The following is a 21750-nucleotide window of genomic DNA, read 5'->3' as shown; positions in this document are numbered from 1 at the left end:
TTTAAAAGCCTCCTTAAATTATAGCGTTTGTATCTTGGTATCCCTGATGCTGCCTTGCACGATTATCCCTTTTGTTCAGAGGGGAGAGGGTAGGGGCTAATCATGGTCCTTCCATTTTTCCCGGTGCCTTGCCCCATTCCTTCCGTCAGGTCTGCTTCACTTCTCCTAAACCTCCTTCTCACAAACCTGCCTAACGATCTCGAACATTTCTGCTTCTCCCAAACATATTTCTTCTCCTGAATTTATCTTTCTCTCTGTTTCCGGATCAAACGGGATAATCGTGCAAAGCGTCCAGACAGCGGATATTGATCTGCCGACCAACCACCAGCCTTCCCTGTCAAGCGCTGATTATTATCTTTATAGTAAGAAAAATGAGTGCATCCTAAAACAACAGTTTCATATTAGTTAAATCATATATAGATATGCTGCGCTTGAGGATCTAACTAAGCTCTTGATCAGGATGAATACGAGCATGGTTTAAATTTCCCATCGCTGCTTTTTGACTTGAAATGACTGCATCAAACAGCAATATTATAGCAGCAGCAACAAGCACCAATGTGGCCAAAAGAAGCGATAGGCTGTAATTATGCGCCACTTCCAAAACGATTCCGGCTCCGATTGGACCGATTATTTGCCCAATACCAAAAAAGCCCGTCATCAAAGCAATTGCTTTATTACCACTGGATGGTCTAGACATACGAGCCGCGGCGAGAGCAACCTCCTGTTTTCTTCATAAGACCTGCCGCTTATTAAACTAATTGTATCCCCCCACAAATATCGTGTAAAATGAATTTAAATGATTTGTAGTATTAAAATTATCAATAATTAGATGGAGGAATGACGTTGGATATCCGGGACTTGCAGATTTTTCTGGCGGTTGCGAACGAAGGAAGCATTACCAAAGCAGCCGAAAAAATGGAATATGTTCAGTCGAGTATAAGCATCCGTATCCAGCAGCTTGAAAAAGAGTTGAAAACAGCGCTATTTCGTCGTATGCGGCAAGGGGTTCGGCTCACAACATCCGGAGAGGCACTCAAAACCTATGCCGAGAAAATTATTTTCCTTACTCAAGAGGCGGAACGAGTCGTAGCAGATAACTCAATTGCAAGAGGGCCGCTTCGGATCGGATCGCCCGAAACTACAGCAGCGATTCGGCTGCCGTCTATTCTCGCCGATTACCATAAATCTTACCCAGAGGTGGATTTGGCATTAAAAACTGGAACAACGGAAGAACTCATTCATTTCGTCTTGAAATACGAGTTGGACGGAGCTTTCGTAGCTGCGCCAGTTGATCATGCTGAGCTCGAGATTACGGAGATAGGGGTTGAGGAACTTGCGTTCATATCGGGAGGACAGTTCCCCTCAATAGACCAGCCTGCACAATTGCGAAATCTGACTTTACTGGTATTTCGTGTTGGGTGTTCATACCGGCGAAAACTCGAGGATTGGTTGCATTTGCAAGGAATTATTCCTGCTAAGATCATGGAGTTCGGAACATTGGAAGGAATCCTTGGATGTATTCATGCTGGTCTCGGAGTATCCCTTTTACCTCGCTCTGTGGTTGAAAGAGCCATGGTTCAATATAACTTGCGATCTCAAGCAATCTCGGAAGAGTTCTATAAAACCCCGACACTATTCATACGTCGTAAAGATACTTATGAAACTGCAGCCATGTCCGAATTTATCCGGATTTCAAGACAGAGGTTTAATCTTACGTTGATATAGATTTTTCACATACTTGCTTAGGAGGAAAATTCTATGTTCCCAAATAAACTTTATATTAACGAAGAATGGCTTGATACCCAAGAATCGCTCCAAGTCATGAACCCAGCTACAAGAAATGTGATCGGTACCATTCCAAATGGCGGAGAAAAAGAAGCCAAATTGGCAGTAGATGCCGCCTATACCGCTTTTAAAAGCTGGTCGAAAAAAACAGCTGATGAACGGAGCAGGCTTTTATTCGCATGGCATCGGCTGATTGAAGAACACCGGGATGAACTGGCAGAAATAATGACAACGGAACAGGGCAAACCTTTTGCAGAAGCAAAAGGTGAAATTGATTATGCAAACAATTATATTGCTTGGTTTGCAGAAGAAGGAAAACGAATTTACGGCGAAACGATCCCAGCTTCCTCCCCTGCCAAACGTATCATCGTGAAAAGACAACCTGTCGGTGTGGTGGCAGCGATTACCCCATGGAACTTTCCGGCTGCGATGATTACGAGAAAAGTCGCACCAGCCCTTGCTGCTGGCTGTACAATCGTTTTAAAACCATCTGAAGAGACTCCCTTTACTGCATTAAAGCTTGCCGAGCTCTCTCAGCAAGCAGGAATTCCCAAAGGTGTAATTAATGTGGTAACAGGGGCTCCCGAACCTATTGCATCCGTCTGGCTAAGGGATGACCGTGTTCGGAAGCTGACTTTTACCGGATCCACACGTGTAGGGAAAATTTTAATGCGCGGTGCTGCCGATACGGTAAAAAAATTATCTCTTGAACTGGGCGGACACGCACCGCTGATTGTTACCGCCAATGCAAATATGGACAAAGCCGTGGAAGGCGCTATCTCTTCTAAATTTCGAAACGCCGGACAGACATGTGTTTGTACTAACCGAATTTACGTTGAGGAATCGATTGCGGATGAATTCTCTCAAAAATTTGCTGAAAAAGTCGCAAACTTAAAGGTAGGAAATGGATTCGAGGAAAATGTTTCCATTGGTCCACTTATTAATGATCGAGCAGTTCAGAAAGTGATGGAGCATATTGAGGATGCTGTGGAAAAAGGCGCACACCTTCTGGCAGGGGGCAGCCCACTGAAAACAGAATCTGGATTTTTTATAGAGCCAACGGTATTAACAAACGTTACGGATGACATGATTTGTATGCATGAAGAAACCTTTGGACCACTGGCCCCGATTACATCCTTTAAAACGATTGAAGAAGCAATCGAGCGTGCCAATAACACTCCGTACGGCTTGGCTGCTTATGTGTTCACAGAGAATATCAATGAGGCAGTTGTCATTTCGGAAGCATTGGACTATGGGATCATCGGTTTAAATGATGGTTCTCCCTCCGCTGCCCAAGCACCATTTGGCGGTTTTAAAGAAAGCGGATTGGGACGCGAAGGCGGCCACTACGGGATTGAGGATTATTTAGAGGTGAAATATATCTCGCTTGGATTGAATTAATCAGTTGAAACGTTTCCAATTTATCAGAAGAAAAACGTCAAACCGGCAACTCGCAACGTGAAACCGCCGTGCAAATGATGTTTTTCTCATGATCTTGAACCGTAATCAAGTCGTCTTGCCTTGTCTAAATATAACCGGAAGACGATAAACCTCCCGATTCATCGTTTCGCTGAAAACGGAAGTGACGCTGCCCAGGTAATTTTCTTAATTGAAATGTCTGTCGATGCTGACAATCGGAATATCGTTGCTTACGTCATTTTAGATATCATTGTGCGTAGCTTTCTTCGGCTCAAGTAATGAGCAATACCTCGCAAATTCCGAATATGCAAAAAGCTCCTGAATCTCCATAAAAGGAAATTCAAGAGCTTGTTCTTTGTAATGTTGATGCGGTCGAGAGGACTCGAACCTCCACGGGGGGTTAGCCCACACGGACCTGAACCGTGCGCGTCTGCCAATTCCGCCACGACCGCATATTTCGTCGGTGCATTGTTTTGCAGCAACGAAATATATATTATCACGAATGTTTTGGGGAGTCAAGCCAAGAAAATATCTTTTTTGCCGTTACTTGATCCCCGCCGCTTGCCTTTCGTTCAGATAGTCGGCCATCGTTTGGAAGAACTTCAGCACCGCCAGCAGCTCGGCTTCGGCAAACGAGTCAAAGGCGTCCAAAAACTTACGTTCCATCACTTGGTGCATCGCTTCATGCGCTTCGAAAATCCGCCTGCCTTTGGGCGTCAGGCTGAAGTACACTTCTTTCTTATTGTCGTTCAGTTGGCCGCGCTTAACATAACCTTCCGTTAGCAGCTTGGCGCTGATTTTAGTAATACTCGCTTTCGATAAATTCAGCTTGTCGGCAATGGAAGTATTGTTGATCGGCTCGTGGTTGCCGATGCAGTCGAGCACATGAACGCTCGTCAGATTGTTCGGCAGCGAGTCAAGCCCCATTTCTCGCGCCTGATCGGCGAATTCGTCCAACTCCATGTCGAACGACTGCTCCATCATATGCGAAAAACGGAGAAACTGCCCGTAAACCAGCTGCTTTAGCCTTTCGGACGTATTCACTTTCGCCCCCCTTTCTTCCTATATCTGCATTATTCTATTTTAGCAGGCGCTCGTTTTCTTGCAAATCAGGCAAACCAAAAGCCGTCGGCAAGCCGTCAATGCTTGCTGCATTCGCCTTGTGCCAGTACGATTCAAGCTGTTCTTTGCTAAATTTCAGCGATATTTCCTTGAGCTTATTCCGGTCGCCCTCATATTTCATGAACGGGACCCCAAAGCCGCATGAGTCCTGCACCTTATGAACGTCAACGACAATCATTTGTCTTGCGCCCGGAAGCGGGTCAAACAGCGGATACAGTTCCTCCCACCGGCTTGAGCCGGGCAGCGCGACCGTCCCCGTGCCGTAAAGCCGGACAATAGAGGGCGGCCCCTCGAACGCGCAGAACATCAGGGTCACTCTGCCATTTTCCAAAATATGCGCGCATGTCTCGTTGCCCGAGCCCGACATATCCAGATAAGCCACCTGATTGTCCGACAGAATGCAAAAGGAACGATAACCTTTGGGCGAAAGATTCACATGTCCTTCCTCCGACAATGGTGCCGAGCCGACAAAGAAAAGATGCTGACGCTGAATGAACTCTTTATGCTTCGGCAAAAGAGCCTCGTGTTTAATCCCCATATCCTTCCCACCTTCTTCATGATATTGGTACTACATACAAATTTTAATTAAATATTGTTAACCTTGAAACAAAAATACCATGATTACCTCTGGAAATCAATAGTAAAATTGATATTTGACGGGTTACTGACGATTGTCCAAGAATAGTGTGAAAGAGCCGCATTCCTCTTTTAGGATGCGGCCAATTCTCCGTCATTCTCCAGCAAAAAAAGGACAAAAAATGGCGTTATTCCGGCGATATCCCCCTCTGAAAGTGAAATAAGGGAAATTAATGTCGCTATTATCCCAAGTTGCAAGGAAATACCCGCGCTCTTGGACCATTCATCGGAAAATAAGTACAAAAAAAATCCGCTAATGAGGGTGAACTAGTCAGGCCCCCGGATAATAGGTACATAAAGTGCCGCTATTTTGAAGTCGACGGGTGGTCGCTTCAGTGGCCGGCCGCCGCCCAGAGTGTAATATCACTTCACCGAACCGATCATCCCGGCGACGAAATGCTTCTGCATCACAAAGAATACGAGCGCCGTCGGCACTGTCGATATGACGATCGCCAGCATGATCAGTCCGTAATCCGGCGCGTAGCTGGAACCGAGCGTCGAAATCAGCAGCGGCACCGTCTGCTTCTCCGGCGTTTGCAGCACGATCAGCGGCCACATGTAGTTGTTCCAGCTGCTCATGAACGTGATGATCGCGGCCGCCGCGTACGTCGTTTTCATCGTGGGTACATACACGCGGAAGAACAACCCCAGCTCGGACAAGCCATCGATCCGTCCCGCTTCCAGCAGCTCTTTCGGGAACATTTTCGTGCTCTGCCGGAAAAAGAAAATTAGAAACGCCGTCGTCATCGCCGGCAGCACCACCGCGGCCAGCGTATCGATGCCGATCAGCGGGATCAGGTTGGTGATTTTCCCGAACATCCGGTACAACGGCACCATCATCGCCGCAAACGGGATCATCATCGACAGCAGCAAAATATTAAACACAATATCCTTCGCCTTGCTGCGGTAAATTTCGAAGCCGTAACCGGCCAGCGAGGCGATCAGCAGCGCCAGCAGCGTCGTCGACACGGAGACGATCAAGGAATTTTTCAAAGCGTTCACGATATCGACGGAATCCAGCAAATTACGCAGATTGGCCATGAAATAAGCTCCCGGCAGCAGCCGCCCCCGGGTAACATCGACAGACGGATTCGTCGAACTGACGATGATCCACAAAAACGGAAAAATGGACACGAACGCCGCCACGGCGAGAAACAGATACATCGACATTCTTTTGACTTTAAGCATTGCGGTCACCTGCCACTTTAAATTGAAGGATCGACAGCACGATGATCATGATCACGATCGAATACGAAACGGTAGCCGCGTACCCAAAATCCGCCGAATATTTGAACGACAAATTGTAAATGTACTGCGAAATCGAGGTCGTGGCGTTGCCCGGTCCGCCTTTCGTAATGTTCATCACCTCATCGAACAGCTGCAGCGTGCCGATCGTCGAGGTGATCGAGGTGAACAAAATGATCGGCTTCAGCATCGGGACCGTAATGCGGAAAAACTGCTTCACCGCCGAAGCCCCGTCGATTCTCGCCGCCTCATAGATCGACGGATCGATATTTTGCATGCCTGACAAGTAAAAAATCATATTATACCCGGTCCAGCGCCACGTAATGGCGATGATGATCGTCATCTTCGCCCAAAACGGATCGGTGATCCAATGTATCGGTTCTCCCACGACATGCAAGCTCATTAACAACGAATTAACCAGCCCGCCATCCGCAAACAAATATTTGAAAATAACCGAATACGCCACCAGCGAGGTGATGCAAGGCAGGAAAATCGCCGTCCGGAAAAAGCCTTTCCACTTCAAATGGCGGTCGTTCAGCAGTACGGAAACAAATAAAGCCAGCAGCACCATAAGCGGCACCTGCACGAGCAGATAAATGAACGTATTTTTGACCGCGGTGATGAACATTGTATCGGTGAACAGGCGTTTATAATTGCCAAGCCCGTTGAAGCTTAAGTTTGAACCGGTGCCGGTCTGGAACGACAGGATCAGGGCCTGAATCATCGGGTAAAAATAAAAGACCGCGATCATTAATACAGCCAGGATCACAAACAACCAGCCGACGGCGGAAGCTTTGAGGCGCAGGGCGGAGCCGGATGCTCTCATCTTCGGTTTCATCTCCTTTTTCTCGGATACAACCCGCGAACCGGCCGGATCACAGTAAAACCTTGAACCAGGAACAGCCCAAGGTTTTACCGTTATGACCGCAGGTATTTACTGCAATTGCGCTTCGGCTTGAGCCTGGGCGTCGCGAATAACGCTGTCGACGTCTTTGCCGTTCAGGTAATTTTGGATTTCAATGACCAAAATATCTTCGATCGCATAGGTGTGTAGGCCATAATTGACCTTCGGCACCTCTTCCGTCCATTTTGCGAAGTCGGCGTAAATCTTCTGCCCGCCGAAATACTCGTCGGCTTTATCATAGGCGTCGCCGCTGGAGGCGGCCTTGAGCGAGCCAATGACCCCGGCTTTTTCCAGCATTTCCGAATACATCTCCGCATCGGAGCCAAACGTCTCGGCCAGGAAATTCGCCGCGGTGTCCTGACCGTCCATGTTCATGACGTACCAGGAGCTGCCGCCAAGGCTTGAAGCGTTAACCGAACCGGCGCTATTCGCCAAGCGCGGCGTAGGCACGACCGCCCATTTGCCCGATTGTGTCGCCTCTGCTTTAACCGAAGGCGTGATCCAGTTGCCCGTCGGCACCGTAGCCACATCGCCGTTGTTGAAGGCGGCCAAAAACTGGCTCCAGTCCGCGTTCATTTTGACGATATTGGCGTCAAACATCGCTTTGTACGTTTCCAGCGCTTCCTTGATGACCGGATTGTCGGCAAGGTTCGGCGTTTTGCCGTCCTCCTGCAAATACCAGGTACCGGCTGACTGCGCCATCACCCTGATGATGCCGAGGTCGTTTGGGTCCTGGGTCAGCATGTCTTTCCCGGTCGCCTCTTTGACCTTTTTACCGATTTCGATGTACTGGTTCCAGTCGATGTTCGTCAAATCGTCCACTGTATAACCGGCCTGCTCCAGATAGTCCGTCCGGACGTACAGCCCGGTGGCGCCGGAATCGAACGGAACACCGTATTGTTTGCCGTTATAGCTGGTCGGCCCGATTTTGTATTCAGCGAAATCCTCCGCTTTGATTGCGTCCGACATCTCGCGGAAGGCGTCGGGATACGCCTGCAGGAAGTTTTGCGCCCGATAGTCCTCGATCAGCACGATGTTCGGCAGCCCTTTTGTCGTACCCGAATTCAGTCCCGTATTCAGCTTCTGCACGATATCGGCCTGCGCATATTCCACGATGTTCACCTTCACGTCCGGATGCTTCGCTTCATATCTCTCTTTGGCGATTCTAAGCGCGGCGATATTGAAGTTCGGGTCCCACGCCCAAACGGTGATTTCCTGACTGCCGCCGGAACCGCCGCCACTATTCCCTGCTCCCGAGTTCGCCTCCCCCTCCGAACCGCTGGAACTTCCCGATCCGCCCGAACCCGCCGAGCAAGCGGATAAGGCCAACATCAACAGCATAACGGCAAGCATCAGAATCAAGCTTTTTTTCATCTTTGTTCATCCCCCTGCTTGTTTGTTTGGAAAGCGCTTTCGATTTCCGTTTTTATGATAGCATCGCGGCAATTGGGGCGGTTAGAAATATCTTTGTGCGGATTGGTGATTTTATTGTTCATTGCGGGAAAGCGCATACATCGTTTTGGTCATATTTTTGGATTTTGGTAAATTATTTGGATGCCGCTTCAGTTTCGTCCGCTCCAGCCACCAGCGGCAAAACGATGCGGATTTTCGTCCCCTCCCCTTTGGCGCTGGAAATATGGACTCCGTAAGACTCTCCGTACAGCAGCTTGATCCGGTTGTCGACGTTTTGGATGCCGATGCCGGTAAACAGCTGGCGGTTGCTTTTTGCGTTAGGCAGTGCACCCGTACCTTCGGTCAGTTTCATGCCGTCGCCGTTGTCGGCCACCTCGCAGACCAGCGAACCATCGTTTTTGGAGACGAGGATGTAAATGGTCCCTTCGTTTTTTTCGTTAAAGGCATGGAAAAAGGCGTTTTCGATAAACGGCTGGATAATCAGCTTTGGCACCTCGTAATGCAGACAGTCCGGCGAGACAAAATAGTTTACTTTGATCCGGTTGCCATACCGCACATGGTTAATAAATACGTAATTTCTCATGTTCTCCAGCTCCTGCTCGATCGTGATCGTCTCGCTGACGTTGCTGATCGTGTTTTGCAGCAGCGAAATCAGCGCGTTGATCGTTTCCGCGGCCGTGTCCTTACTCCCTTTTTGCACCAGCATTTTGATCGACGCCAATGTGTTGTACAGGAAATGCGGATTAATCTGCCGCTGCAAGGCTGCCAGTTCCGCGTTCCGCTGCTCCTTTTGCGTCTCCAGCAGCCGGCGGATGTAATCGTTCAGCTCATCCAGCATGTAATTAAACGCCTTGCCCAGCTCTCTAACCTCAAAACCTCCGCTTACCGTTATGTAGTTGCTGAAATCTTTTTTCGCGATCGTGGACATTTGGCGGACAAGGCGGGTCAGCGAACCGGTCAGCCTGCGCGACATGACGAAAACGACCAGCATCGCTAACACGATGATGATCATGCAGGTGAGCGCCACGGACTTTACGTTGATGATCTGCCTTGCGGTATACTGGCGGTCAATCAGGTTCACGAGGTAAAAATTGTATGAGGGCAAAGCATGGGACAAAATAATCCGCTCCCTGCCCAGCACGGTACCGCTATGGTAATCGAGCCGGCTGCGGGCAATCGCTTCAGCATCGTCCAGCAGTTCTGGGACAGTGGTCCCGATCAGTTCCGGCCGGTTGGCGGACACGACCCCCCCGCTCGTATCTAGCACTAGCACATCGTTGCCGGCGCTGGTGAAACTTTCGAAAAACTGCTTAAACTCCCGCTCGCGGATCGCGATGTACAATGTGCCGTAATGAAGTCCGCGGGTCCGGTCTACCAGCGCTTTGCTGGCAATGATGAAATCCTCCTCCGCCCCGTCCGCGCCTTGCCGGTTATCGTATTGGTACAAAATGCGCCCGGGATTGGCCGCCGTCCTTGCGGTCAGCGGATCTGCCGCCAGCTCCTCCCCCGTCACCGGCCAGTAGGACCGGTCAGTCGAATAGCTGCGGCCGTTAATGCCCGTAATCGTCACGGCCACATCAAAGGCACCCAGATTGGAAGCAAGCTGGTCCATCTGCTCCGACATGCGGTAAAACACCTTGGACATCGAAACCGAGTCCAGCTCTCCGCCGGTCAAATAGGTTTTTACCGTACCGCTCTGGGCGGCGTAGGTGGCGGCGTTCACGATCGAATCGTTAAACGAATCGAGACTGGTGTTGATTTGCTGCAGCACCTTGCCGTTGGTGATGCTGAACGTTTCCGCAAACAGCCGCTCCGACATGCGGATCGTAATGAGCGAAGTCAGCAAACAGACGGCGGCGATGCTCACCGTCATCACCAGGAACAGTTTAGTAAACAGCCGCACACGGCTTAGTTTTTCAAGCGCTTTTTGCATAAAATCAGTCCCTCTTGCCGTAATCATGTCTGCGGTATTGGCTGGGCGACATCCCCGTCTGCTTCTTGAACACCTTCGTAAAATAACTGTGATCCGAATAGCCCACCCGCCCGCTGATCTCCGCGATGGTCAACTCGCCTTTGCGCAGCAGCTCGGCCGCCTTGTTGATGCGGATTTTGTTCAGATATTCGCTGAACCCTTCGGCAATATGGGCCGAAAAATAGCTGGAAAGATACGACGGATTAAAATGAAAATGCCGGCTGAGCGAGCTTAGGGTGAGCGGCTCGCCGTAATGCTCGTCGATATATTCCAGCAGCATCCTCATATTGCCGTCGCCTACCGGCGGGGATTGGGCGGCTGTCAGCTTTTCCGCTTCCTCCAAAAAGCCGTTCAACCGCGCTATCGCCTCCCCGGCGTCCTTCGCCGCATCGATCGCTTTAAAATAAGCGTATTTCACGTCGTCCAGTTCCTTCAGACGCTCATTCGTTTCCGTGATAACGACGGTCATGTTGAAAATGGCGTTGCCGAGAAACGACTTGAACTCAAACGGCGAAGTCCGGTAATTGCCCGCCGCCCGGGCGGCATCATCGCGCAAGCGGCCAAACGCCTCGGCATAACGTTCCTTTTTTAAGTCGGCCAGCAGCCGCTTCATATCAAAAACCTCCGGCTCCCGGGCGGGCGGCAGTTCATCCTGCAGCATCAAGACCCGGTCCGGAAAATAAAACCGGTAGTGGAGCAACTGCAGCCATTCCTCGCGGTAAACCGCCTCAAGCCGGTTCACGTCGGCAAAGCCGGAGCTTATCGCCCAGACCATTTCGGGCATGGCCTCCGCTTTGCCGGCGGCAAGCTCTTTGACCGTGTGAACGGCCTGGCGGACGTACTCCCGCGGCAGATTGACCAGCATCAGCAGCCGCTTGCCGTCCACGGGGATCGTCCGCGGCTGGACCGGAAAAGGCTGCTCCTTCAGACGTGCCTCCAGGCTGGCGGCAAGTCCGGCGATATAGTGGTGCGGCTCCCCGGCGGCCCGGCTGAGGTCCGCCCCGAGCAGCACAAACGTGTCGTACGGAAAAAACTCCTGGAGACACTCGTCATCCTCCGGCGGAAAGCCGGCCAGCAGCCGCTCCAGCCGTTGCTCCAGCGGCAAGCCGCCATCCCCCGCCTGTTCCTTATAATGCAGCCCGGGAATTTTCCGCGCCGTTTTTTGCAGCACCTGCAGCAGCTCCTCTGTCTCCAGCTTGGGCTTCAGGATATAATCGGCGACCCCGCTCTGAAATGTCGAGCGAACATAATTAAATTCCCCATAGCTGCTGAGCACGATCACTTCGACCTGAGGATCATGTGCTTTCAGGACACGGGTAAATTCCTCGCCGTCCATCACCGGCATCACGATGTCCGTAATGACGATATGCGGCGACAACCGCTTCATCATCGCCAGCGCTTCCTTGCCGTTCGAGGCTTCGCCGACGATTTGAAAGCCATATTGCTCCCAGTTCAAATGATGTTTGATTCCCTGCCGCACCAATATTTCATCATCAACGATCAATATTTTGCACAGCTCGCGCATCCCCAGCCCCCCTGTTTAGTGAAAGTTAGACTTTTTTGACAACGTTTTCATTTTTGCATCTTGAGCGCTACTCCCCGCGCTCAAGCATATGGTACAAGCCGACAAAACGTTTCAGCCCTTCCCGCGATTGCTGCTCGTTCAGATAAGAATAGCTGAGCCTGATCCAGGATTCATACGACCTTAGCGGATCGCAGATCGAGCCGGGCACAAAGGTGATGGAGCGTTTGACGCTTTCGACGAGCAGCTTGTCGATCGAGACCGTCTCCGGCAGCTTGACCCATAAATTAAAGCCCCCCTCCGGGCTGGACCACCTCCAGCCTGCCGCCGCAAGCTCCTCCTCCATGATGTCCCGCCGAATCGCCAGCGCGATCCGCAGTTTTTCCAAATGCTGCTGCATCCGCTGCGAAAAGAAATAATGCAGAAAAATTTTCTGATTCAGAAGCGGCGTGCCGCTGTTCGATAAAGACCTGGCTTTTAAGACATGTTTCATCACGGGCGGACGGCAGGCCGTAGCGGCGATGCTGAGCCCCGGAGCCACGTATTTGCTGAAGCTGCGAATATAGATCGTCCACCCCTCCGTATCATAGGAAAACAGCGGCAGTGGGGGTTTTTCGCCAAAATAGATGTCCCGGTAAGGATCGTCCTCGATCAGCAGGCATTGATATTGCTGGGCGAGCTCGACCAGTCTTTTGCGCTGCTCGGCCGGAACCGTGTAGCCCGTAGGATTATGAAAGGTAGGGTTGAGGTAAAACAGGCGCGGTTTGTAGGTTTGCATCAGCCTTTCCACCTCATCCAGCCGATAACCTGATTCCGAAATATCGATGGGAATGATCTGGGCCCCTTGCCCCCTGAAGACATCGATCGCCGGGCTGTAAGTGGGCCTTTCCATTAAAACGGTGTCACGCGGTTTGACCAAAACTCTGGCGATCAAATCGATGGCTTCCTGCGACCCCGAGGTAATCAGCAGTTCATCGGCCGACAGATGGAAATGATAGTGATCGGCTAAATAACCGCATAAAGCTTCCCTTAGCTCCATATCCCCCTGCACACTTCCGTAGGTGCCCAGAACTTTAGGGTACAGATCGAACACCTTTTTCACATATTCCGAAAAATAGTGGTTCGGCAGCAGGTTGGGATCAAGCAGCGCTTTGGAATATTGGTAGACGGCCTGGACCTGATGGATTTCCGAGAGGCTGCTGCCCTGAACGTTGGCCAAAACAATCGGGTCATCCCGCGTTTCGGCAGGCAAACTGCCGCCGGGCGACACATAGTAGCCGGATTTATCTTTCACGTACACACTTCCGTTTGCTTTCAGCAGCTGATAAGCTTTAAACACCGTAAGCCGATGGACCTGAAGCTCCGCCGCCAGCTTCCGCACGGAAGGAAGCTTCTCGTCGGCCCGCCACTTCCCGCGCCGGATTCTCTCCAGCACATAATCGTAAACCTGTTCGTACAGCTTATCCGCTTGAACTGTGGAAAAATTATAGTTTTCCACTTCTACCCCGCCTCCTTCCTCCAATTTTAAAATCCAATCTGTTCTATTATATTCGATCTGTTCTATGAAGTCTCCTGTATGATGGAGACAATGACAGGAGGAATGAACATGGTTTTGCTGAATTACATCGTCATGTGTCTTATCTTCGGAACGACTTTTTTGGCCATTAAAGTGGGGGTTGATGCCGGGGCTCCGCCTTTTTTCTCCGCAGGGATTCGTTTTTTTGCGGCGGGCTGCGTCCTGTTTGTGTGGATGGCGTGGAAAAAGAAAGCGAAGCTGTCATTGCTGCTTCGCAAAGAGATGTTCCTGACCGGAGCCGCGCTCACCTTCGGCGTGTTTGCCCCGTTGTATTGGGCGGAGCAGTATCTGAGCTCCGGCATTGCCGCGGTTTTATCGGCCACAGCGCCGCTGATGATTTTGCTGCTGGAGACCCGCATTTCCGGGCGCAAGCTTCCCTTTGGCTCGTGGGCCGGCTGCCTTGTCGGGTTCGCGGGACTGATTCTGCTCCTTCTCCCCGGCTTAACGGTATCGTTCAGCAAACTTTGGCTGCTCGCCTGCGCCGCCGTTTTGTTCGGACAGATTTTCTACGCTTGCGGCACCGTCTATTCCCGCCGCGTCATCCGGCGGTTTGCGGACACTTCGCCGATCGCCTTGAACGCGGCGCAAATGATGTATGGCGGGGCGCTGCTGATGATTTTGTCGCTGTTTACGGAGAACATCAATATGGGGGCCATGCTGGCGCCAAATGCGTTGCTGCCGCTGCTGTACTTGGTCGTGGCCGGTTCCATGATGGGTCATACCATCTTCTACTGGCTGGTCGCCAAGACGAACCCCGTGTTTCCGGCAACCTGGCTGTATATTTCGCCGTTGATCGCCCTGACCCTGGGCGTGCTGCTCTACCATGAGCCGCTTTCCTTCGTGTCCGTGATCGGCGGGATTACGATTATCGGCGGAATCGCGCTGGTCAACCTGGACAACCTGAAGCAGTTAGCGGGGAAAAAGGCGGCGCTGGCCCGCAAAGCCAGCGAGGCGCGGTAGGGGCGGCGGCGTACGCGGAACGGAGGCGGCAAGTGCACGCGGACCGAAGGCGGCAAGTGCACGCGGACCGAAGGGCTCGCCGGGTTTATGGGCCGGGACCGCAGGGCCCTTCGGGACTCAGCCGGGTTTATGGAACGGGACCGCAGGGCCCTTCGGGACTCAGCCGGGTTTATGGAACGGGACCGCAGGGCCCTTCGGAGCTCGGTCGTGTTCATGGGCCAGGGGTTCCCGGAACCAGCCTTAGCCCCAGCACCAAATATCCCACGAAGCGCAAAAGTGCATGCGAATTCCGTCGAAACTTCTCGAAATGGGAAGTTCAAATGCAAAAGTGCAGTTCATTTCCGCTCAAAAGATACTTTTTTATCAAATCACTGAAATTCAAATGCACTTTTGCACTTCATTCGCTCATAAAGGGAGTTTTGCCGGGAATCAACTGTACTTTTGCAGTTGATTGGGCAGTTGATTGGGCAGTTGATTGGGCAGTTGATTGGGCGGTTGCTTCGCCAGTTGGCCCCACCAACTAAGAAAAATGTTCCCTTTGGGAGGCCCTTTGGCGTGCAGACCTATACGCTGGTTGCACAGGGGGGTGGGTATAAGATTTCCTCTTCGGTTTTACGCCGAGAACCCTTCCCCTCTTTCATGATCAGCAGCACCGAGTACTTCAGCACTTTCTAATCCAGTGGACGCTGCGCTAACGGACACCAGCGACCTTATCCGCCCATTTCCCGGGTATTTCCCAGTCTAACGGACTCAAATGATCCTATTTCGCTCTAAACCAGTTCATCCAGGCCAATTTGAGGTAAATAACGTCATCTGTGTCCGTTTACATTTTGGAAACCTCCATTTTTCCGCTGATAGAGCCTCTGGAGTCCCTTAGCCTTCATCCTCATCTCCATCTCCATCTCTATCTCCATCCTCCTCTTCTCCACCCTCTCCACCTGCCTCACGGCCTCTACCAGGCCTGAAGTTTTTAAATATAATGTTAAAGAAACCGCCATTCACATACAATGGCGGTTTCTTCATTCAGAAAAACTGCGGGTACTGCTTGGCCATGCTGTTCACTTGCTCCAACAGGCTGTCGGAATGCTCCTTCACGGCTAGGCGCAAGGCTTCCGCGTCGCGGCTCCGAATGGCCGCAACCATGTTTTCATGCTGATGGATATGGGATTCTAGGACGCCTTCCATCTTGCCGTGCAGCAAACAAATGCGATTAAAATGGGAAGCCACTTCTTCAATCGTATACCAGGCAAGCGATTCCCCCGCCGTCTCAAATATAAGCTGATGGAAACGGTTGTCCTTGTGGTAAAACTCGATAAAATACTTTTTGTCCGTATATTTCTTCTGCTTGTTGATCAATTCCTGCAGCGTATCCGCCACCAGCTCGCTGCACTTGCGGATAAATTCATCCACCACGGCGGATTCCAGCGACGTCCGAATAAACCATTCCTCGCGCACTCGCTGCAAATCGATTTTGGAAACCACCGTTTTGCGCTGGGGGTAGATTTCCACGAGTCCCGACTGCTGCAGGCGCACGACGGCTTCCCGCACCGGCGTCCGGCTGACGCCATAACGTTCGGAAAGCTTCTGGACGCTGACATCCATGCCCGGCTCCAACGTCATGTTCATAATGTCTTCTTTGATTTTATGGTAAGTTACATCATTTAATGAATTGCTGTTATTTATAATCTTCAACGGTTTCCCTACACCTTCCCGAACCCACTCCTAAAACGTCACGATATATTTCTTCCGCACCGGAAGAATCGTAACTGAAGTACAAAAGAAAATCCAGAATAAACGGGGAATAATTTAATTTATTCAGCTCCCGGGTAAACGCCATGGCTCCGATTTCACTCAAAGCGCGGATCGTCGAGCGGTGCTTAAGCCCGAGCAAATTCCATAATATAATCTTTTCAGTCCGCGTATAAATTTCCGGCTCAAACCGGTCTTCCACAACATGAAAAATTTCATGCCCCAAGATAGTATTCATTATATCATCTTGCCGGAATAGATCAACCAAGCCCGCAGCTTCCCCAGACACCAGCCGAGCCGCCTTGCGCATGGGTTCTACCATGATGGTTATGCACTCCGGCGGTGTATAGCAGGCAAACAGAATCCGTTTTCCCGTCATGGAAACTTCCTGAAACTCGATCTGGAGCTTCAACCTTTCAGCAAGCAAACGTACGTCCCTGCATCCATATTGCTCGCTGATTCGCCTGGCATACTGCCTGCCGCAAGAAACCGCCCCCGCAATCATCCCTGCTTTTTGCTCCGGCCGTATACGCTGGTTTAAAATATCACTTGAAAAAGCATACCGTCCCCACGTTTCATCATCCACCCTGAGCAGCGCCCCGAGCATATCTCCCAACTTGCTTTGCTCCCGCATGCTTCCTCCGTATTCCGCCGATTTCAACTTTGCTTGATATTGGCGGCGACCACGATAATCTCAGTATCGGGTTCAAAAGTGGACACTTCAATATCCATCAACAGTTCCAACTGCTCGAAATCGGATGCGGTAAAATCCATGACACGCGCGCCGATGCACAGATAAAAGTCCGGCCGGGCGATGAGTTCCGTCTTATAAACGGCCATCGCTTCCCACAGTTTTTCCACGGCCCGCAAATACTCTCTGGCAGTTGTCTTGATCGCCATGGCCCGGCCTCGTTGAATTTTGATAAAGCCTTTGCTGTCCAGGATACGGACGGCCCCCGCGTCTCCCGCTTTTTCCGCCTTTTCGCCAAAAATATGAAAGTATCGGGTTTTCTCCAGCAACTGCGTCCGTTCGGGGGAAATCCGCATATCGCCTGCGGCGATTTCCTGGAGTTCTTCTTCGCTGCATTCCTTTAACAGCTCATTGGTTTTGACCTCCGTAGAACCGGTGGCGATCGCGGTCACCTTGGAGGTTTGCGGATCGATATCGATATGGATTTCCACGCTTTCCGGCGTTGCCCCGCTTTGGATTGCTTTATTCATCGCTTCCATTTTAATCGCGCTGATCTCCTCTTTGGACGGCGACGGGATGATCCGTTCCACCACGTCCCTGACCATGGCCAGAGCGACGCCAATCGAAGAAATGACCTCGGCATTTTCCGGGATGCTGTACTTAAGTCCCATCTTTTCCGCAAAATACACGATCAGCGAAGCCGCTCCGCCGCCGACCCCAACCAAAGAGATTTGATCTTTCTCCAGCTTGTATTTGTCCGCCAGCGACAAAATCACCGGTTCGATTTTGGCGTACGCCTTCTCCAAAATTTGCCCGGCGATATCTTCCACCGTTGTCCCGCAATAATCGGCTAATGCCTGCATCGCCTTTCTGGCGGCTTCCACATTGCCGTAGGAAAAATGCTCTTCCTTCACCAGCCCCAGCACGTTGGCCGCGCAGGAATTCGTGATTGTCACCCGTTCGCCGTTTTCCAGCCGGATTGCCACATAGTCCGCCGGATCGCCGGGTTTTGGCGAGAAAAATTCCACCTTGGCCCCTTTGATTTTGGCCGGGTCGGTAAATACCGCATAATCGAGCCCGGCGATGTGCGCGGACCTCGGTCCGACATCGATAACCCCGGTTTTGGCGGCGCGAACCATCGATCCCCCGGCCACGCCAAGCACCCGCACATCCAGCGAATTGACATAGGTGGGGTGACCGCCGACGATCGAGTAATCGATCGCCGGACGGCCGTTTTTGATCACACCGATATTGGTTGTTGTTCCGCCGACCTCAAAATACACGCCGTTGGAGGCCCGCAAATACATCAAAGACCCCATCACCGAAGCGGCCGGACCGGAAAGCATCGTAAGAATCGGGCGTTTCTTCATTTCACTGATTTCCATCACGCCGCCGTCGCCGCGCATAATCATTAAAGGCACGTGGACACCGGCTTCCCTTACGGACCGCTCTGTTGAACTTGCCGTATCCAGCATTTTGGGAAGAATGCTGGCGTTAATCGCCGCCGTTCTGGTTCTGCGGGTCAGCCCGTACAGTTTCGTAATGTCGGACGCCATCGTGGTGGGAAGGCCTTTTTTCTCCGCCTCTTCATACACCAGTTGCTCGGGTCTGCCGTTATCGACGCCAAAAGCCATGGATGGAACAATGACCTGCGCTCCCATCCGTTCCAGTTCTTCGATGACCTGCAGCACGGTTTCTTCCGTCATTTTTTTGACATTGATAAAGCTGTTAAAAATTTGAATCGCTTTGCTGTTTCCCAAATCGATGTTCGCTAGTTTCGTCTGTCTTTTGGCCAAAAAGCCTTCGATACCGCCTTTGCCCATCCCAATAATGCCGACCTGGGCGATATCGCCTTCAATCAAGGCATTGGTTGCTTGTGTCGTACTGTGCGCCACAAAAACGACATCCTCCGGCCGGATGTTATTTTCCTGCAAGCAGTTTTGGAAACATCTCACCACTCCGGCGGCTACGCCTCTGGCATCGTCATGCGTTGTTTTGACCGATGATTTGCCGATAATTTCGTGGGTTTCATTGTCAATGGCCACAGCTTTGGTATGCGTTCCTCCTACATCAATCCCCATGCGAATCATTCTGTCCATTTTTTCCTCCAACTTAAACGAGATTACCGTACATGACAAAAACGACGGCGCAAAGAATAACCCCGATGATCCAGCCTGTTGGGATGGACATCTTCATGTAATCCCTGGCCGGTACCTTCGTATATCCAAACCCCCAGGCGACCCAGGACTGGGTCACGTCCAAGTGCTGCGGCGCAACCGTGGTGACGGCGAATAACGGATACAAAAATTGCACCGGCCAAGCGGCCGTCGATACAACCACAGCCAGCACGGCCGCCCCGGATCCAACCAGATTCATCGGCCCGCGGAAGAAGCCCAGCGGTGTTAAAACCGCAAACACAATACATAACATTAATGCCGTCTGGGGCATAAATCCGCCAAACAGGATTTTAAAGTAAGGCGAAGCATATGTAGCGGCATTGTTAAACATGGCGAGCGTGAGCAAAAAGCCGATCATGGGCGCCACATCGATCGCTCCGTCGGCAAACTGCTTGGAAAGCATGCGGCAAATGCTTGCAAAACCGCCCTTTAATTTGCCGCAGGTCCACAAGGCGAACAAGCCGGCAACAATAAATCCGAAAATAATCGGAATTTTGAACACGACCACACCAATGACCGGAAGAATGATCGAAATCCAGGAAATGGCCGGCGCATCGCCTTTATTTTCTTCTTCAGGCGTTGTTGCCGCCCAGGCGCGGGATAACTTCTTCTTGTTCATGGAAAGGTTAGCCACAATAAGCACAACGATCAGCGAGACGGCCATCGCAATCATGCCAAAGGCGAAGTAGGCGTTATAATCATAACTGGCATAACTTTCGTTGGCGGTTGCGAAAATCGCCTGATACTGTTTGAAGTTCACAATATTCCCGAAAATCCCTGCCATGATGGAGCCCATGAAGGAGAATAAGGCGATCGGGGAAGGAATACCAAGCGAAAGCATGATCGGCAATACGATGACGGCAATGGAAATAACCGGCCCAATTCCGGTCATGGAGGTGAAAATTACGGCCGTAACAATACAGAGGAGCGACATCGTCACTCTCGGTTTGTCTCCCCCCAGCTCCACCACTTTGCGAATTAACGTGGCGGCGATCCCAGTGTCAATCAAAATCCGGCCAAAAAAGGCCCCAAAGAAAACGTTTACAAGTATAGCTTTACCGTAGTTTTCGGGTCCCGTTTGAAAGACATTCGTCAGCACGGAAACCCACGTTTCCCCCTCCATCGCTCCAGTGGGAGAAATGGCGTTTCCGATCAAGGCGACCGCAGTCCATATTACCGACATGATAAAAAAGCCCACCATGAGGTTATACCCCTTGACGCAGTACCACACGAGCCCAAAAAATGACAGCACCATGATGAAACCGATTACAAAATTCACTGCATCCACAAAATGTCCTCCTTAAAGTTTTGTGAGCATTGCTTCCTCAATAAATGGCATCATACAAAACTGGCGTCGGAAGCACTACTAAATTAGGAATAAAACAGCATTAACTAACATGCTAACATGTTAATAATCATAACTAACATGTTAGTTTTTTTCTTGTCAAATAGTACCATGGCTGTTGTATAACGTCAATATACATCTTCACATGATTTGGGCTTGTTTATCGATTTTACCTTGCCATTCCGCTTGTTACGTCAACCACAGAAATGATAAAATGGCTTATAAAAATACTTAAAGGTTGGTTGCGGCGTATGGAACAAAAAGACCGGAAATTCATGGCAGCTTATCGGATCGGTGAAGTCGCAAATATGCTCGGCATGCATCCTCAAACGATTCGCTACTATGACAAGGTAGGTATCGTGCTCCCTGGTGAAAAAAACCACAAAAACGAAAGACTATACGCATCCTATGACGTATATATGATTATGATCCGAAAACAATATCAGAATATGGGATTTTCCATTGAAGAAACGGAAAAAATCTTCAATGAAAATGATATCAAAGATTTGGCGGAAAGCCTGGGTAGCAAGATCGCCGAAAATGAAAAGGAACTTTTGAAGAAGCAGTATTGTTTGGAAGGAATGAAGCAATTAAAAGAACTGGTAGAATCCATACCGGTATTCTACAAACGTTGTTTTTACCGGGTACGTCCTGCCAGATGGCATCATTTGCACTTGCGGGAGGATATTCTCGAAAACACGGGCAACGGTACGTTAGCCAGAAAAATCGGAATGGAAGCCATGCCTTTATGCCGCCATACTTTAGGAATCAAACAACCGGATATTGAAACGAAAGAACACCCGGTCTCCACTTATTGCGACTTGACCTTGGAAAAAAGGTATGCCGAATTTTACGGATTCGACCGAATTCCCACCTCCTTTTTTGTAGAGCCGCAGCCCTGCATCTATACGATCTTCAAAGTGGATTCGTACGACTCGGTGAAATGGAGTTATTTGGAGTATGTAGAGCAGTTTATGATCGCTAACCGCCTGGAGCTGAACGGCGACGTGCAATTGGTTACCATCGCCAATACGTTCGAAGAAGCGAACGACGAAAAGGAACGGTACCGCTATTTTGAAGCATGGGTTCCCTTTAAAAATAAAGTACAGTAACTGTACAGGAAGGCCGAAAAACGCAAAAACGATGATGGAAAATACTAAAATCAGGCATAAAAAGGAATGGACTGGATCCGCTGGGATTCGATTTCGTTCCTTTTTCTTTTTTATCTTTTTAA

Annotated in this window: 17 protein-coding genes, 1 tRNA gene and 1 pseudogene; 4 read left to right on the top strand and 15 right to left on the bottom strand. The window is 50.5% G+C overall.

Features of this window, described 5'->3' with window-relative positions:
- Positions 1-439 precede the first annotated feature (439 nt).
- Positions 440-703 (bottom strand): annotated as a pseudogene (locus ACLD72_RS02130) (YbfB/YjiJ family MFS transporter); the annotation flags it as partial.
- A gap of 140 nt (positions 704-843) precedes the next feature.
- On the opposite strand from ACLD72_RS02130, the gene ACLD72_RS02125 reads away from it, so the two are divergent.
- Positions 844-1725, top strand: a complete 882-nt coding sequence (locus tag ACLD72_RS02125; RefSeq protein WP_410998279.1) for a LysR family transcriptional regulator — start codon at positions 844-846, stop codon at positions 1723-1725.
- Positions 1726-1758: 33 nt separating this feature from the next.
- Positions 1759-3186, top strand: coding sequence for an NAD-dependent succinate-semialdehyde dehydrogenase (locus ACLD72_RS02120; protein ID WP_410998281.1), 1428 nt, complete (start codon positions 1759-1761; stop codon positions 3184-3186).
- Between the two features lie 385 nt (positions 3187-3571).
- Here ACLD72_RS02120 and ACLD72_RS02115 read toward each other — a convergent pair.
- From ACLD72_RS02115 to ACLD72_RS02075, 9 genes are all read right to left on the bottom strand, one after another.
- Positions 3572-3656: transfer RNA gene (locus ACLD72_RS02115), tRNA-Leu, on the bottom strand.
- A 91-nt stretch (positions 3657-3747) separates the two neighbouring features.
- Positions 3748-4248, bottom strand: a complete 501-nt coding sequence (locus ACLD72_RS02110; protein ID WP_410998283.1) for a MarR family transcriptional regulator — start codon at positions 4246-4248, stop codon at positions 3748-3750.
- Between the two features lie 34 nt (positions 4249-4282).
- Positions 4283-4864 (bottom strand): pyridoxamine 5'-phosphate oxidase family protein, encoded by a 582-nt coding sequence (locus tag ACLD72_RS02105; RefSeq protein ID WP_410998285.1) that lies wholly within the window; start codon positions 4862-4864, stop codon positions 4283-4285.
- A gap of 461 nt (positions 4865-5325) precedes the next feature.
- Positions 5326-6150, bottom strand: a complete 825-nt coding sequence (locus tag ACLD72_RS02100; RefSeq protein ID WP_410998286.1) for a carbohydrate ABC transporter permease — start codon at positions 6148-6150, stop codon at positions 5326-5328.
- Positions 6143-7033, bottom strand: a complete 891-nt coding sequence (locus tag ACLD72_RS02095; RefSeq protein ID WP_410998296.1) for a carbohydrate ABC transporter permease — start codon at positions 7031-7033, stop codon at positions 6143-6145. The genes ACLD72_RS02100 and ACLD72_RS02095 overlap by 8 nt, the downstream gene beginning before the upstream one ends.
- Positions 7034-7141: 108 nt before the next feature.
- Positions 7142-8485 (bottom strand): ABC transporter substrate-binding protein, encoded by a 1344-nt coding sequence (locus ACLD72_RS02090; RefSeq protein ID WP_410998298.1) that lies wholly within the window; start codon positions 8483-8485, stop codon positions 7142-7144.
- 172 nt (positions 8486-8657) lie between these two features.
- Positions 8658-10457, bottom strand: a complete 1800-nt coding sequence (locus ACLD72_RS02085) for a sensor histidine kinase (protein ID WP_410998300.1) — start codon at positions 10455-10457, stop codon at positions 8658-8660.
- 4 nt (positions 10458-10461) lie between these two features.
- Positions 10462-12021: a response regulator gene (locus ACLD72_RS02080; RefSeq protein ID WP_410998302.1), complete on the bottom strand. Its 1560-nt coding sequence runs from the start codon at positions 12019-12021 to the stop codon at positions 10462-10464.
- Between the two features lie 67 nt (positions 12022-12088).
- The gene (locus tag ACLD72_RS02075; protein WP_410998304.1) at positions 12089-13516 is read right to left on the bottom strand and encodes a PLP-dependent aminotransferase family protein; all 1428 of its coding nucleotides are present in this window, start codon (positions 13514-13516) and stop codon (positions 12089-12091) included.
- Between the two features lie 108 nt (positions 13517-13624).
- Between ACLD72_RS02075 and ACLD72_RS02070 the strand changes: the two genes are divergently transcribed.
- Positions 13625-14554, top strand: coding sequence for a DMT family transporter (locus ACLD72_RS02070; protein ID WP_410998306.1), 930 nt, complete (start codon positions 13625-13627; stop codon positions 14552-14554).
- A gap of 809 nt (positions 14555-15363) precedes the next feature.
- On the opposite strand, the gene ACLD72_RS02065 is transcribed toward ACLD72_RS02070, so the two are convergent.
- The 5 genes from ACLD72_RS02065 to ACLD72_RS02045 are packed head-to-tail and all read right to left on the bottom strand — an operon-like array spanning position 15364 to position 20459.
- Positions 15364-15552 (bottom strand): hypothetical protein, encoded by a 189-nt coding sequence (locus ACLD72_RS02065; protein WP_458475505.1) that lies wholly within the window; start codon positions 15550-15552, stop codon positions 15364-15366.
- A gap of 25 nt (positions 15553-15577) precedes the next feature.
- Positions 15578-16246, bottom strand: a complete 669-nt coding sequence (locus ACLD72_RS02060; RefSeq protein ID WP_410998310.1) for a GntR family transcriptional regulator — start codon at positions 16244-16246, stop codon at positions 15578-15580.
- Positions 16230-16937, bottom strand: coding sequence for a hypothetical protein (locus tag ACLD72_RS02055; RefSeq protein ID WP_410998312.1), 708 nt, complete (start codon positions 16935-16937; stop codon positions 16230-16232). Before ACLD72_RS02055 ends, ACLD72_RS02060 begins: the two co-directional genes overlap by 17 nt.
- A gap of 23 nt (positions 16938-16960) precedes the next feature.
- The gene (locus ACLD72_RS02050; RefSeq protein WP_410998314.1) at positions 16961-19093 is read right to left on the bottom strand and encodes a hydantoinase/oxoprolinase family protein; all 2133 of its coding nucleotides are present in this window, start codon (positions 19091-19093) and stop codon (positions 16961-16963) included.
- Positions 19094-19106: 13 nt separating this feature from the next.
- Positions 19107-20459 (bottom strand): citrate transporter, encoded by a 1353-nt coding sequence (locus ACLD72_RS02045; RefSeq protein WP_410998316.1) that lies wholly within the window; start codon positions 20457-20459, stop codon positions 19107-19109.
- 332 nt (positions 20460-20791) lie between these two features.
- Here ACLD72_RS02045 and ACLD72_RS02040 point away from each other — a divergent pair, with 332 nt between their 5' ends.
- Entirely contained in the window at positions 20792-21628 is an 837-nt protein-coding gene (locus tag ACLD72_RS02040) for a MerR family transcriptional regulator (RefSeq protein WP_458475504.1), read from the top strand.
- Positions 21629-21750: the final 122 nt, after the last annotated feature.

The organism is Paenibacillus lacisediminis (assembly GCF_046567315.2).
The sequence above is the reverse complement of the archived record's forward strand: the minus strand, read 5'-3'. Positions and strand labels throughout refer to the sequence as shown.